Genomic DNA, 14223 nt, shown 5'->3' on the forward strand with positions numbered 1-14223 from the left:
CAATCTAACACGATCATCGGGCGCCACGTCGCCCCGCAGAGCCGCACCGAGCCGCAATCAGGGCGCTCTCGGCCCGGTCGGCCGCCCGAGATGATCTTCGGCCTCCCGGCGTCCGGGGAGGGGAGTTTCCCGTGTCGGACGTGGCGGCGTCGCACAAGGCCACCGCTATCCGGCCGAGCTCATCTCGCACTGCGTGTGGCTGCACTTCCGCATCCCCCTCAGCCTCCGCGAGGACGAGGAACTGACGCTCGGGCGGGGCCTGATCGTGCCCTATGAGACGGACCGACGCCGATGCGTCAACTTGACTCGGCCCTAAAGGACCGGGCTTGGAGGTAGCGCCCAGCTGGCTGCTGGGTGGGCTCCTCCGTCCAGACACCCCTTATGGGGTGGCAGGGACGCGTGACTCACGCCCCGCGGTCCACACGGTTGCGCCCTTGCGGGCGATGTTGTGGGACGCGTTGTCGTCCGCGTGCATGTAGGTCCCGCAGGACCCGCACGCGAACGTTGCTTGATCGACACGGTTCTTCCGGTCGATGTGGCCGCACTCGGAGCACTGCTGGCTGGTGTACGCCGGATCGACGTACACCAGCGGCACCCCGGCCCGGCGCGCCTTGTACTCAAGGAACGTGCCGAGTTGGTGGAAGCTCCACGAGTGCAAGGGGGTCCGCTGGGCCTTGCGGAGCCGTACCCGGCTGCGGATGCCCGTGAGGTCTTCCAGGGCGATACCGGAGCCGGTGCGTTCAGCGGTGGTGACGATGGTCTTCGAGATGACGTGGCTGATGTTGGCGGTGTGCCGGGCTTCCTTGCGCGAGCGCCTCTTAAGGAGACGCTTCGCGGACTTGGTGCCCTTGGCCTGGAGCTTGCGGCGCAGTTCGAGCTGCCGGGCGCGGTGCCGGTTCAGCCCCCGGCCGGCGGCACGGTAGCCGGTGGAGGTGGTGGCGATGTTGACGATCCCGAGGTCCACGCCGACGAAGCCGTCCGGCTCGTACAGTTCCGGCTCGGGGATGTCGCAGACCGCGATCAGGTAGAACACGCCGTCGCGTTCGATCAGGTCGGACTCGCCCTTGCGGTGCTCACGCAGCATCTTCAGCGCGTCCGCCGAGCAGACGAAGCGGACGTTCTTCAGCCGCCCGGCCACCGTCCAGATCGACGCCGTCCCGGCGTCGTACTGCCAGGACAGGCACCGGTCGTCGCACGGCTGTGCCGCCTCGGGCCGGAACGTGACCGGCTTCGACTCCGCCTTGACCCGGCGCTTCGACCCGGGCTTGCCCAGGTTCCCGGCCTTGATGTTGGCCTTGAGCGCGGTGTAGGCGTCGCGGGTCTTCTTGATGACGTGCTGGGCGGCCTGCGCCCCCAGCCCCCGCGCCTTCAGCTCGGCGTAGGTGTGCCTGCGCAGCTCGTACTCACGCGGAACACCGTGCTCGAACGCGACCGCCGACACCCAGTCGGCAGCCTCGTTGACTGTCCGCAGGGTGGAGCGCAGCGCGGCGGCCTGGTCGGCCTCCGGCATCAGCTTCACCTGCGTCACGATCTTCATACCGTCGATCGTAGCATTGATCTATGTCACCACGATGGGAGCCAAACCCCAATATCCGCAGGGGTCGTAGCGTCGTCCATACCCTTCACGCCCACTTGGTCTTCACGCCCAGGTATCGGCGCGGGCCCTTCACCGACGAGATCCTTGAGCGCTGCGAAGAGGTCATGCGCTCGGTATGCGCGGACTTCGAGACCGAACTGGTCGAGTTCAACGGCGAACGCGATCACGTGCACCTGCTCGTCCACTACCCGCCGAAAGTCGCCCTGTCCCGACTGGCCGGCTCCCTCAAGGGAGTCTCCGCACGCCGGCTCCGCCAGGAGTTCCCCGGACACATCCGCAAGTACCTGTGGGGCGCCCACTTCTGGTCGCCGTCCTACTTCGCCTCGTCCTGCGGCGGCACACCGCTGAGCATCATCAAGGAGTACACCGAGAACCAGAAGCGACCCGACTGACCGTCAAGACGGAGACGCAAAGCACTCCGGCGCTCCGCGCCTCCGGCCCCAGGATGCGATTCCTCCGCCCGGGCCTAAAGGGCCCGGGGTTCCTCGCAAGATCATGCTGAAGTTCGGGCGGACCTACGCCATCGGCTTGCGCCGGCAGCGCCCCTGCCTCCAGCGGCAAGTGGCATTTCGGCGAGGGGTTCACCAAGATCAACAGTGCGCGGAAGTGCCGGTGCCGGGCCGTCGACCAGGGCGGCGACATCCTTGACGTCCCCGTACAGAACCGGTCCGACAAGGCCGCGGCCAGCAAGTTCGTCCGCCTGCCCCGAGACGCATGAGGCAGAGCTCCCCGGAGACTGCCGGAGAACCCTCGCGAGGGGAAGGCGATACGGACGACTCCTGGCACGTCACCGTCACGCTGAGCAAGTCCGCAGCGCGAGCGGTCATCTGGGGCGGCACCGGTGCTGCCGTGGCAGCCATCGCTGCCGCGACCGGGGTCGTGACCGCCGGAATCGGAGCCGTGGTCGTGGCCATCGTCTCAGCCGCCCTCTTCGGCGCTCTGGCCAGCCTCGCCAGTGACGCCCTCGACCCCTGCCACGACATCGATCTGCAGGTATCCCCCTGTCCTTGGAACTCGAAGCCTTCTGCACATGCGACCCAGGGGCCTACGACAGCAGGGACCATGCATGTGCCGCCAACGCCCCCGGCTCAGCAGCGGAAGTCACCTCGGCTATTCAGCGACTGAGATGATCTGATCCCGTATCAGCAGCAGGTCTCCATGGCCTGCGAGGACGCGAGTGTTGAGCTTGCTCCGCTTTGACGGACGCCTTTGGTGTGGCGGTAAGGCCGCGAGGGTGGTCCCGTATGCGGCGGGCTGAGGTAGCCGAGTACGGCGATGCGGACGGCATGCAGGTGAGCACCCCGGGCTGGGACCCGGGTGCTCACCTGCATCCGAAGGCGCCCTCGCCTTCGACGACCGGCCGGCCACCTCGGGCTGACGCATCACTTCAGGACGTGCACGGCCTCTCAGCGGGCGCCGCCCGACGTTGATGCGGAGGGAACTGTCTCCGTGGAGCTGAGCCTGTCGGCGTAGACAGGTAAGTGGCTCCGTCAAGATTTTCGTAGCCGGAGATCGTCCTGGTTCGATGGATGCTCAGCCGCTACGGCTGCGGGAGGGCTCCCAAGGGTTTCCAGGGTTCCAGCCGAAAGGAGAATGGTGATCTTGGGCGACGCGGTGTCAGCTGACGATCCGTGCTGGGAACCGAACGAGCATGTGCGGTGCGCCCGTTACCGCAGGGCGTTCGACGAAGTACCCGCAGAACATGCGGCTGCCCTCGTCACCCACGTGCTCACCGACCCCGATACGGGGATGGCGAACAGCGCCGTATGCGAGTACCTCGACCGACGGGCCGCTGAACTGCTCACGGAGCCCGGCTGTCCCTCCTGGTGCCTGGAGATGACCGCCCCCGTGGCGGTGGACGACTTCTCCGCCCGGCGCCTGCGCGAGTGGAATTTGCTGCGGGCCATGACCTTGGACGAGCCGTGGGACGCCGAAACCCTATTCGCGGCCTCCAACTGGCTTCAGCTCCGTTCCGCAGAAGAGTCCTCCGCCGTGACCGCCCTGGCGACACTGGCCGAGGACGGCCGGACCCGGCGCATCCGCAACATCGCCAAGTCCCGCCTGCCGAAATCCCACCCCAGTGCCACCGAGCCGCACTGATCGCCCAGCTGCACCGCCGTCGAACGGAGTGGGATTCCCGACCTGAGCTGAGGCCCGCCGAAGCAGAACCGGCTAAGGACATCTCGCCGGAGCCAGGTAAGTGCTCAGGCGGGTACACGTGAGCGTGCCGCCGGGCGGGTGGAGGCAGCCGACCGGCAGGGCCAGCAAATTGGAGTGACAGGTCTCGACCTGCCGGGCATGATCGGTCAGCTATTCCGTCATGTCCGGCTACGGGGGTCCGCCACGTCCATCCACATCGAACGAGTCTGGTCGCTGCCCTGGGCTGCTGCTGACCCCAACCGGAACCCTTTCGACTGGGACGACGATGAGGCGCTACGACTGACGGCGCTCGTCGTCCCGATGGTTCCTTCCGAGGCCGACCGGGCGGCCGATCCCGACCAGGTGGCGGGCTATCGGTTCATGGACAAGGTCACCGTACTCCTGGTGTCCCGTTACGGCCGGTGGGCCTGCGGCTGGGAGCGCTCGGTCCACAACGGCGGCCCCGTCGAATCCTGGTGCTGCGAGTCGCACTCGGTGACAGAAGCGCAGGAGACCGCCGAACGCGTCGTGACCTGCTTGCTGGAGTGGCGCGACTGGCTGGAGGACATGGCCGAGCGGTTCGAGCAGCTCGCACCACATCCCGACGCGGACACCGAGGAGCGCAGCTGGCATGTGGAACGCGCGGTGACCCGCCTGGTCACCGCGGTCGTCAACAGCACCCACGCCGAGTCGTCCTGGTACGGGATCTGCGAGAGGACGCTGACCTGGTACCTCGCCTCCACCGGCATGGAATCGGAAGAAGCGCGGGAGGCGGTGGAATCCGCTATCGGCGGCCGGTTCAAGAGCCATGTTGCGCCTGCCACGACCCTGGTCGACACCGTTGGAGAAGACCTGGCGGTTCGCCTGACCGGCCGAGGGTTCTATCGTGAGCGATGACGCGCTGGCCGTGTGGTGCGAGGTCAGGGAGCAGGTCGACTGGTCCTCGGCCGCGAGCGTAGGCCCGGCATCGGTGCGCCCGGCTGTCGACGGACTCGCTGCCTGGTTCGACGGTCCGGTCCGCCTTCGCGACCCGGATCGTGCCGACCGGCTGCTCGCTGTGATGGCCCTGTCCCGCATCGCAGCCTCGCGGGGAGAACCGCTCACCCCGGCTCTTCTCGCAGACTGGCAGGGTCTGGTCCTCGGTGTGAACGAGGTGGGCCTGCGCGAGAGCGACGCCTTCGCCAAGGGCGGCCGGGAACGGTACGGGCTCACGCCCCGCACATGGCAGGACTTCGCCGCCTGCCTGCACCAAAGCGCCGCCCCGACGGTTCCTCTGACAGCCCGCGCGGCCAGGGCCTACCTCGATGTCGCCTTCTTCCACCCCTACCCGGACGGCAATGCCCGCCTGGCACTGCTGGTCCTCGCCCACGTCCTGGAGAGGGAAGGAGTCCGCCTGGACGAAGTGGGGCCGCTGCAGACCACCCGCTACGCGGACGACCCTGACGGCGCTCTCGACCTGGCGGCTCTGGTCACCGCGCTGATCCGCGCCACTCACCGTCGGGCAACCGCACGATGAGTGGCCTCGCATCACCCACCTCCTGGCCGACCTGCCCGTCGAGGTGCTGGGCCGGCTCCGCTGGGACCGGGTGATGCGCAAACCGGTCCCGGTGCCATGGATCTGCCCGCCGCAGGGAGGGCGCCCGCCCGAACACGGCGGCGAGTTCGTCTTCGGCCGCCCCGAGACCTGGGGTAGGGCGACGGTTGTGACCGTGACCGGCACCGACAGGTACGGGACCGCAGCCGCGACCGCGCAGGGCCTGGGACCGGCTGCGCACCCACGGCTGACCCAGCCGGGCGGCCTGGGGCGCCCCTGAAGGCGCCTTGCCGATCATCGCGGTCGGTGCTTGACAGGCGTTCCTGCGCAGGTGCGACGTTGAGCACAGGTTCCGGCTGCTCGTGCAGACGCTCGGCTGGACCCGTCCCAAGCTCCGGGATTCCGCCGAGGCCGACCCCTGGACTTGGATCGTCCTGGCCGCACACGCCCAACTCCGTCTCGCCTGCCTTCGCGCGGGACCTCCGCCGGCCGTGGGAACGCCCAACGGACGGCCTCCGAGGGCCATGCCGCAGGACGCCGAGATCGTGGTGGGTGAGGAAGCGGTGCGGCGACTGGACAGGCCGCGGTTCGACCGGCTCGCCGGATACGCGCATCCCGACGCTCGGGACCTGGTCCGGGCTTTCGCGGACCTGTGCGGGCGCAGCCGGATGGGATGACATCGGGCTGGCAGACCGGCTTCGCGCAGGACACGGCGACGTACCTGTACTCCTACGTCTGGAGGCACACATGCGGCGCACACCCGAAGCGGCCGTTATCGAGCACGTGGTGGAGGTGCGCCGCAACGCGATCGGGATCCGGCCCTCCCTGGCCTTCGGTGAGACCGCGGAAGGCCAGGGGCTCGCCTTCCCGCTGGCCTTGAGTGAAACCGTTCACCAGCTGCGCATGGTCTGTGCGGACACTGTCGTCGTTCAGAACGACGCCCATTCCCTGGACAAGGATCTCGCCCAGGGCGAGAGCAGCAACCAGGCCGTCCTGCTGATGCGCGAACAGGGCATGACCGCCCTCGAAGCCATCCAGCGCCTCCAACGGGACCACGACCGGCTCATCGAGCGCTACCTCGCCCTCGAAGCCCGCGCCCTCACCCTCCGCTACAACGACCACGGGCGGCAGTAACCCGCGATGGCTTCGTAGGTGTAACGCAGGAACGTTTGATGCCGAGTTCGGGCAACAGATGTTGATCAAGCGGGTCCAGAATGTTGTCGAGTTCTGAGAACGGTTCGCCGGGAAGCGGCGTTGTCAGTGGGTTCTGCCAGGGTGTGTTTCGTGGATGAACTTGTGGAGCGTGTCGACCGTCAAGATCGTGTCCTGGGGGTGGTCACCCGTCGACAGGCGATCCGGGAGGGCTGGCTGCATCGAATCGCCTCGACGTTGTGTCGTGATGAGCGTGGCCGGTTCCTCGTCCACCGGAGGTCGGAGCAGCTGTCGCGCTTCCCTGGGCTCTATGAGGTCATGGTCGGTGGCGCAGTGGGTGTCGGTGAATCCTATGAGCAGGCTGCCGGGCGGGAGCTGGCCGAAGAGCTGGGCATTCGTGGCCTGCCGCGCTTGCTGTTCACGTTCATCAACCGCAGCGGCCTGAGCCCTCACTGGCTCGGCGTGCATGAAGCCGTGGTTCCGGACGCTGTGACCTGCGATCCCGATGAGGTCGCCTGGCATGGCTGGCTGACCGAGCCCGAGCTTCACTCAGCCCTGTCGGAGTGGCGCTTCACTCCCGACAGCCACGAGGCCTTCAGCCGGTATCGCGTGTTTCGGACCGCGCAGTCCTGACCTTCTCGCCTCTTCGATCGGTCCCCTCAGCCCAAGGACTGTTGAGCAAGCACCGAGGTGTTCCCAGAACTCGGCAACATCGCTCTCCCGTGGAACCGGGCGTTCCCGCCGTTGAGCATCAGATGTTCCTGAAACCCACCTACAAAGCCACCCGCGAAAACGCGCGTCTCCCACGGCCGCCGCAACGGCCGCCGCCGCGCGCCATCGGTGCCGACCGGAACGGTCCCGGGACTGCTGGATCGTCACCAGCGCCGCGCTACACGGTCGATGGCTTCGCCCTCAAGCGCCGGCGACTACCTCTTTCGCCACCGCTTCCTCCTCCAGTGATCGCTGCACGGCGCCACCACCGGCTACGGAACAGAGCCCACCGATTTACAGTCCCCTCCGTCAAAGAGCTTGAGGATGCTTGATACCCAGTCGATACGAAATCGGCCGTAAAACCAAACAAGATGGTTATATCGCACTCACAGACGATGCATAGAGTGCCGCGAATGCACATAAAGATCCGTATCTCATTCTTAGCTGCCGCGACCGCGGTCGGGCTGGCCGCGCCTTTGCTGGCCGCTGTGCCCGCCCAGGCCATTGTCGGCGGTACCGAGTCGGCGCAGGCCTACTCGTTCATGGGCTCCTTCCAGCCTTCCTATCCCGCTCCTCCCCGTCCGGACCACCATGGGTGCGGGGTGGAAGTGCTCGCACCTCAGTGGGTGCTGACCGCCAGCCACTGCGCCGGCAAGAACCCGACCGGCGCCAAAGCGGGTGTCCCCAAGGGCTGGAAGGTCCGCGTCGGATCACTCGACACGACCACCGGGGGCGAGGTGTCCGAGGTGGACCACTACTACCGCCTGGCAACCAATTTCGACGAGGACGGTTTCTGGGGCCGGGACCTGGCGCTGATGCACCTGAAGACCCCGGTGAAGGCCGAGCCCGTACCGATCGCCTCGGCCCGGCCCGCGATCGGCGCCCCCGTGCGCATCATGGGCTGGGGCATGACCTGCGACGACATCGACAACCCGTCCTGCTTCCCCACCCGGCTGGTGGAAGCCGACACCGAAGTCCAGCCGAAGGACGCATGCGGCAGCACGCCGGACCAGTACCCGGAGCTGTGCGTCGGCAGCCGGGACGGCAGCGTGGCCGCGTCCAACATGGACTCCGGCGGGCCCGCGCTCGTCCACGAGAACGGCCAGTGGGCGCTGGCCGGAGTCGTCAGCGGCCCGGGCGAAGGCGAGCACCCGCCGACGCACTACACCGACGTCACCATGCACGCCGACTGGATCAAGGGCATCATCTCCGGTACCCACGTGCCCCCGGACGACGTCGTCCCCGATGTCGAAGGCGCGGCGGACCTGGGCAGTTGCATCGGGTCGGTGTTCCGCACCCCGGCCTCCAAGCCGGACGACCCGGCCCTGCTGCTCACCAACGGCCACTGCGTGGACGGCGAGCGGCCCGCTCCCGGGGCGGCGCTGACCGATCAGCCCGCCGACCGCAACGTGCCCATAGCCGACCAGCAGGGCTATCCCACGGCCACCGCCCACGCGAGCCGGCTGGTGTACGCGACGATGACCGGAACGGACGTCGCCGTCTACCGCCTGGACCAGACCTACGCCCAGCTCCAGGCCAAGGGCACGAAGGTCTTCCAGCTCTCCTCCACCCCGGTGAAGGCGGGCGCCCCCCTGCGCCTGGCCAACGGCTTCCAGCCCCAGATCTGCACCGCCGAAGCTGTCGTACCCCACCTCAAAGAAGGCGGCTACCAGCAGGACAACTCCATCCGCTACGCCGCCGGTGGCAACTGCGCTCCCCTGCACGGCTGGTCCGGCTCCGCACTCGTGGCCCCCGACAACACCACCATCGTGGGTATTCACAACACCCACAACGACGACGGCGAGCAGTGCACCGACAACAACCCCTGTGAGGTAGCCGCCGACGGCACCGTCACCTCGGTCAAGGGCCGAGGCTACGGACAGCAGACCAGCACGATCAACGCCTGCCTCACCGCCGGCTCCAAGCTCGACCTCGGCCGACCCGACTGCACCCTCGTCGGCCCCCGCCCCCGCGGCTGACAACCGCGTAGCCCGGTGGGCGACGTTCCTCTCCCCGCAGTTACGGCCGTCCACCCGCCGGACTCCCCGTGGCCGGAACAAGGCGTCAAAGGCGGGAGCGTCGAGTGCGGCTACTGCTCCTCGGTGATGGCGATCCGGCCGCCGGACGAGGACTGCGCCGGGATCGGGTCCTGCTTCGGGGCGGTGAGGCCCTTCAGGAGCTGTGCAAAGTCGACGCCTGTGGTCGCGCCGAGCAGTTCCATGCCCTGGGCGACGTTGTCGGTGACGGCACGGGAGAGTTTGCCCGCGCCGTCCGTCGAGATGACGGTCAGCTTGTCGATGGCGCCCAGCGGTTCGGCGGCCTTGGCCACGATCCCGGGAAGTGCCTCGACCATCATCTGGACCATCGCCGCGTCGCCGTACGTCTCGAAGGCGTCGGCCTTCTTCTGCATGGCCTCGGCCTCGGCGGAACCCTTGGCCGCGATGGCCGCGGCCTCCGCGTCTCCTTCGAGGCGCACGGCCTCGGCGATGGCGGCACGGCGGGCGCGCTCGGCCTCACCGCGCTTCGCACCCTCGATGGCCTCCGCCTCGGCGAGGGCTGAGCGGCGCTGCTTCTCGCCCTCACCGGTGAGACGGGCGCGCTCGGCCTCGCCCTGGGCGGCGGCGATCGCGGCGAGGCGCTCGGCCTCGGCCTGCTTGACCCGGGCCACCCGCTTCGCTTCCGCCTCCTGTTCGGCCTGGTACCGGCGGGCGTCGGCAGGCTTGCGCACCTCGGTGTCGAGCTGACGGTCGGTCAGAGCCGCCTGCCGCTCAGCCACCTTCTCCTGCTCGGCGAGGATCTGCTGCTGACGGTCGGCGTCGGCCAGCGGACCTGCGGCGTTGGCCTGTGCGGCTGCCGCGTCGGTCTCGGCCTTGATCTCGGCCTGTCGCAGGTACAGAGTGCGCTCCGCGACCGCGATCTCCTCCTCCGCCTTCAGACGGGCCTGCTCGGCCGCCTGCCGGGAGTTGGCCTCGGCGATGTCGGCCTCCTGCTTCGCGCGGGCGGCCTCCGGGCGGCCGAGGTCCTCCAGGTAGGAGCCCTCCGTGGTGATGTCCTGAATCTGGAAGGCGTCCAGGACCAGGCCCTGCCCGGACAGGCTGGCCTCCGCCTCCTCGGCGACCTGCCCCGCGAAGGCGGCGCGGTCACGGATGATGTCCTCGACCGACATGCGGCCGACGATGGCGCGCAGGGCTCCGGACAGCACTTCCTGCGTGAAACCGACGATTCCGTCCTGCTGCTGCAGGAATCGCTGGGCGGCGGCACGGATGGCGTCCTCGTTGCCGCCGACCTTGACGATCGCGACGCCTTCGAGGTTGGCCTTGATGCCGCGCAGGGTGACCGCGCCGCGCACCGCGATGGGAATGTGGCGGCTGGACAGGTCGAGCGTGTAGCGCTGCTGCACGAAGGGGACGACGAACACTCCGCCGCCGACCACGACCTTCTGGCCGCTGTTGTCGGTCGATATCCGCCCGGTCTCCGGATCGGTGGACTTCTTGCCACGTCGGCCGGTGATCAGGAACGCCTCACTGGGTCCGGCGACCTTGTAGCGCGTGACGACGACGAGGGCGAGCAGGACGAGGAGTACGACGATTCCCACGACGGAGACGACCACTGGACTCACGTTGGATCCTTCCTGCCTCCCGTTGGGGGCAGAGCGATGACGAATGGATGGCGCCGGCCGGGCGCTGCGGCGACGAGGGCTCGTGCTCGACTGGGCTCAGTGCTCGACGGGGCACACGCTCACAGAGGTGGACGACGGGGTCGCCGCCACCCACACCCGCGTGCCCCGGGCCAGGGGGCCCTCGGCACTGGCGGAGTACTTCACCGGCTGCCCGGCCAGGTTGAGGAGCACCTCTCCGTAGCCGACCGCTGGAATGGCTGTCACCACGGTGCCCGGTGAGCCCAGGAGTTCACTGTGGTGCGGGGCCGCGCCGACCTGGTCGCGGAGCAGCGCACGGCTCAGCCGCCACGTCAGCCAGCCGGCCGCGCAGCCCGCGAGGGCGCCGACGGCAGTGGCCGCTGCGGGCCCCCAGCCCGTGGACCCGAGCACGATGGCCCCGGTGAAGCCGAGCATCGAGACGAAGCCGGCTACCACGGGAAGCGAGAGCCACCCGTCGAACAGCCCGGCGAGGGCGTCACCGAACACGCCCTCCAGGAAGCCGTCGAAGACCAGGGACACCGCCAACACGGCGATCCCAGCCACGCCGAGACCCACAGACCAACCCACGACAGCCTCCTGACCGGCCTGATGCCGCTCCTTCCCCGGACCACCGGGGCCAGCGCGGCCTCAAGGCATGTAATTTCTACATCAAAATCACCCTATTAGGTGAATCCGCCAATAAGGCGGGCCTTGTGACAACAGGTCCCGGATCGTCGGCCGAAGGGAGGAGAACGGGGCGGCCGAGGGCGCGTTGAGGTTTCCCCTCGTGACGCGGAGTCCGTGACCGCACACCAGCCCCGGAGTCGTTCTCACACGGCCCTGCAACACCTCAGCTCGCCGAGCCTCGGATACGGCAGCAACTGCACTCGCCGTCCGCGCCGCATATCTCGGTGTTCGAAATCAGGCGCGAGTGCTTCCCGTACGAGATGTGCTCAGCCCGCGGCCCCAAGAAGTGCTCACGACGGCGTCGTGGACCGGGCCGTCCCGCCGCCTCTGGCGGCATCCACTTCCCGGGCCCTGACGATCAGCCGACCGCGGGGACAGGGCGGTTGCCGCGGACCAGGAAGACGGCAACGAGCGAGAAGACGATCATCAGGATCGTGACCGCCGCGGCGAGGAGCGACCACGCTCCGGTCTGCCCGGTGACGGCCTCGTCCACCCCGCCGCCGGCCAGGAGCGTCGTCGGGTCGGTGAAGGCGTGCAAGGCAATCGCGGCCCAGATGGTGCCGGTGACCCGCATGGTGAGGTACATGCACACCCCGAAGCCGAAGGCGTAGACGACGGTGACGAGCACCGTGCTCACCTTCATCCCGGACAGCATGTTGGTCATGTGCATGAGGGCGAACAGGAGCGAGGACACCCCCATCACGAACCGCTCGGAACGGCCGGCACCGCGCAGCATCTGAACGGCCAGGCCGCGCGTCACGAGCTCCTCGGCCAGGCCCACACAGAGGCCGAGCAGAGCGATGAGAGCGATCTGCTCCGGCTGCCAGCCGCTCCAGCGGGTGCCAGCCGCATGACTGACGATCGCGGCGATCACGAGCGCGGGACCCACCCACATCCATGGCCGACGCCCCACCACGTCCTGCAGACGGAAGATGCGACGCAACCAGCCGATGGTGGCGGCGAAACCGACCAGGGTCACGGCGCCGACCGCGATCGGCAGCACTAGACCGAAGAAGATGCCTGCGCCGGTCGACAGCAGGTCGCCCTGGTCCACCTCACAACCGAAGACGGCGCCGATGATACGGCCGACCAGCAAGTAGTAGGCCAGATAGGCCACGGTCATCACCACGGCCTTCCATACGGTCGGCCGTTCGAAGAAGCCTCTCCACCGCGCGACCGGAATCAAGTCGACTCGCTTCACCCGCCGTTCGCTGTCGCGAGGCAGTGGAATCCCGGCCGAGCCGGTAGCCGGGGGGAGGGAACACCCTGAGGTGTCGGGGCGCCGGCGGGCACTGCGCCCGGACCGGCGGCGCCCTTTGGGGGAAGGGCTGCCCGCGATCATGTTCATGATGAACATACTTCGCAATACCCACACCACCCCACGAGGGCCGAAGGCCCTGTCTCCCACAAGGCCATAGGCCCATCGACAGAGCCGACCGTCCTAAGATCGTTCCAGCAGGCCGTCGTCGGCCGCTTCGTCGATCGCCTCCGGCAGCCGCATCGAGCCCCTCCCCGTCCGCCTCCCGACGGGGAGAGACTCGATCACCCGCGTTTCCGAAGCCCTACTGCCACAGGTGCGATGCGGAGGGGTCAATACGGGCAACGGATTCCGTGAGCCTCGAGTGCCTTGGCGTACCGGGTCAGGAGACCCCCTGGATCAGGATTCCAGGAAAGGATCGGGAAGCAGGCGTGCGAAGGCATCATTGAATGAATTTGTAGGGCCACCGGGTCCCCGACGGCAAAGCAGCTTGGACCCCCTCAAGCCGAGCCGTGACACCTCGCCGAATTCAACGGCGCTTGCCGAACCCGCGGAACGGCCCCTTGCGTCACCAAGGTGGCACAGGCAGCCAGCCGGTTCGCGCCCCTGCTTAGTACTCCAGCAGTAAATCTCGGGCAGACGGACAAGGAGCCGACGTCCGCGACGGCGTGGGCGATCTCGGGCGAGGTGATCGACGCCGGCCACCTGCCGCCTCGGCGCCCCTCACCACCGAGATCACGATCTACGGCTGGAGTATTACGCCTCTACTGGCGTGCACGTGGCCGAGACCTGCCCCACCCACAGGCCGGTCATGGGGAGGGCGTAGGCGTTACGGAAGGTCTCCGTGCACTTCATCGAGTTGGCCAGCTCGAACGCTCGCATTCCCTTGCGGGCTTGGGCGATGGAATCCGTCGGCGCCAACGAGGTACCTGAGAACTCCTGCTTGCTGCTGGGCTGATCTGCCGCCATCGCGGTCGAGGAAATGCAGGCCAGGGAAAGCGCGACAAGGGGCGCTGCCATGAACTTGAGGGACGTACGCATGTCGATTCCTTCGTGCTGCTAGCTGGGGGCTTTGGAAGATCGGTAGCGTGACATGCAAAGTCGGCCGACGGTGGGAGATCGAGCCACTGGTGAGAGTGGGCGCCCGGATTGGGATGACGCCCCATTCATCCCTTTTATGTGCATAGTGAGCCACAATAGGTGAGTTCGAGTGGCTTTCCACAACGGTGAGTTGCCTGCGCCACCCCTCCCGACCTCCAGTCGAGATGTCCTGAAATCGGCCTTTACGGTAATCAATCCAGCTCGTCTTGAGTTGCACCTTTCGCTCTCGGGCGGGAGCAATCACCAGCGAAGGCCTTCAGGGTGCCGGCACGCTGTCGAGGGGGGTGGAGAGCCTGAGGACGCGACGGGCCCGGAGTGATGCCGCCCAAGCACGACCCCTCAGTGCAGAGCACGTAGGGCACCTGGACGGACTCACGCCTCCCGGCCTCAGTCATCCGCAGGGGTGG

The 14223-nt window shown here is 67.9% G+C and carries 14 protein-coding genes; 9 read left to right on the plus strand and 5 right to left on the minus strand.

Features of this window, described 5'->3' with window-relative positions; all coding sequences use genetic code 11:
- Positions 1-379 precede the first annotated feature (379 nt).
- Positions 380-1537, minus strand: a complete 1158-nt coding sequence (locus AC3IYJ_RS01300; RefSeq protein WP_489399474.1) for an RNA-guided endonuclease InsQ/TnpB family protein — start codon at positions 1535-1537, stop codon at positions 380-382.
- A 23-nt stretch (positions 1538-1560) separates the two neighbouring features.
- Between AC3IYJ_RS01300 and tnpA the strand changes: the two genes are divergently transcribed.
- The 9 genes from tnpA (at position 1561) to AC3IYJ_RS01345 (ending at position 9112) form a co-directional block, all read left to right on the plus strand.
- Positions 1561-1989: an IS200/IS605 family transposase gene (tnpA, locus tag AC3IYJ_RS01305; protein ID WP_489399475.1), complete on the plus strand. Its 429-nt coding sequence runs from the start codon at positions 1561-1563 to the stop codon at positions 1987-1989.
- A gap of 1210 nt (positions 1990-3199) precedes the next feature.
- Positions 3200-3697: a hypothetical protein gene (locus AC3IYJ_RS01310; protein WP_489399476.1), complete on the plus strand. Its 498-nt coding sequence runs from the start codon at positions 3200-3202 to the stop codon at positions 3695-3697.
- A gap of 174 nt (positions 3698-3871) precedes the next feature.
- Entirely contained in the window at positions 3872-4633 is a 762-nt protein-coding gene (locus AC3IYJ_RS01315) for a hypothetical protein (protein WP_489399477.1), read from the plus strand.
- Positions 4623-5252 (plus strand): Fic family protein, encoded by a 630-nt coding sequence (locus tag AC3IYJ_RS01320; protein WP_489399478.1) that lies wholly within the window; start codon positions 4623-4625, stop codon positions 5250-5252. The genes AC3IYJ_RS01315 and AC3IYJ_RS01320 overlap by 11 nt, the downstream gene beginning before the upstream one ends.
- A 43-nt stretch (positions 5253-5295) precedes the next feature.
- Entirely contained in the window at positions 5296-5550 is a 255-nt protein-coding gene (locus AC3IYJ_RS01325; RefSeq protein WP_489399479.1) for a hypothetical protein, read from the plus strand.
- Positions 5551-5632: 82 nt separating this feature from the next.
- Entirely contained in the window at positions 5633-5947 is a 315-nt protein-coding gene (locus AC3IYJ_RS01330; protein ID WP_489399480.1) for a hypothetical protein, read from the plus strand.
- Between the two features lie 70 nt (positions 5948-6017).
- Complete coding sequence (locus tag AC3IYJ_RS01335) at positions 6018-6404, plus strand: terpene synthase family protein (RefSeq protein WP_489399481.1); 387 nt, start codon at positions 6018-6020, stop codon at positions 6402-6404.
- 150 nt (positions 6405-6554) lie between these two features.
- Positions 6555-7055, plus strand: coding sequence for an NUDIX domain-containing protein (locus AC3IYJ_RS01340; protein WP_489399482.1), 501 nt, complete (start codon positions 6555-6557; stop codon positions 7053-7055).
- Between the two features lie 491 nt (positions 7056-7546).
- Positions 7547-9112 (plus strand): S1 family peptidase, encoded by a 1566-nt coding sequence (locus tag AC3IYJ_RS01345; protein ID WP_489399483.1) that lies wholly within the window; start codon positions 7547-7549, stop codon positions 9110-9112.
- A gap of 110 nt (positions 9113-9222) precedes the next feature.
- Here the strand turns inward: AC3IYJ_RS01345 and AC3IYJ_RS01350 are convergent, their stop codons facing one another.
- The 4 genes from AC3IYJ_RS01350 to AC3IYJ_RS01365 form a co-directional block, all read right to left on the minus strand.
- On the minus strand, positions 9223-10752 hold the full coding sequence (locus tag AC3IYJ_RS01350) for a flotillin family protein (RefSeq protein ID WP_489399484.1): 1530 nt from the start codon (positions 10750-10752) through the stop codon (positions 9223-9225).
- 96 nt (positions 10753-10848) lie between these two features.
- Positions 10849-11358 carry a hypothetical protein gene (locus AC3IYJ_RS01355; RefSeq protein WP_489399485.1) on the minus strand — a complete coding sequence of 170 codons (510 nt, stop codon included), beginning with the start codon at positions 11356-11358 and terminating at the stop codon, positions 10849-10851.
- Positions 11359-11815: 457 nt separating this feature from the next.
- Positions 11816-12580 carry a CPBP family intramembrane glutamic endopeptidase gene (locus tag AC3IYJ_RS01360; RefSeq protein WP_489402649.1) on the minus strand — a complete coding sequence of 255 codons (765 nt, stop codon included), beginning with the start codon at positions 12578-12580 and terminating at the stop codon, positions 11816-11818.
- A gap of 891 nt (positions 12581-13471) precedes the next feature.
- Entirely contained in the window at positions 13472-13756 is a 285-nt protein-coding gene (locus AC3IYJ_RS01365; protein ID WP_489399486.1) for a hypothetical protein, read from the minus strand.
- Between the last annotated feature and the right edge of the window lie 467 nt (positions 13757-14223).

The organism is Streptomyces sp. GL_140 (assembly GCF_057834465.1).

Excerpts from the sequence above, each read along its gene's own strand:
- AC3IYJ_RS01300 (WP_489399474.1), bottom strand. The coding sequence starts at position 1,537 with ATGAAGATCGTGACGCAGGTGAAGCTGATGCCGGAGGCCGACCAGGCC.
- tnpA (WP_489399475.1), top strand. The coding sequence starts at position 1,561 with ATGTCACCACGATGGGAGCCAAACCCCAATATCCGCAGGGGTCGTAGC.
- AC3IYJ_RS01335 (WP_489399481.1), top strand. The coding sequence starts at position 6,018 with ATGCGGCGCACACCCGAAGCGGCCGTTATCGAGCACGTGGTGGAGGTG.
- AC3IYJ_RS01345 (WP_489399483.1), top strand. The coding sequence starts at position 7,547 with ATGCACATAAAGATCCGTATCTCATTCTTAGCTGCCGCGACCGCGGTC.
- AC3IYJ_RS01360 (WP_489402649.1), bottom strand. The coding sequence starts at position 12,580 with ATGACCGTGGCCTATCTGGCCTACTACTTGCTGGTCGGCCGTATCATC.
- AC3IYJ_RS01365 (WP_489399486.1), bottom strand. The coding sequence starts at position 13,756 with ATGCGTACGTCCCTCAAGTTCATGGCAGCGCCCCTTGTCGCGCTTTCC.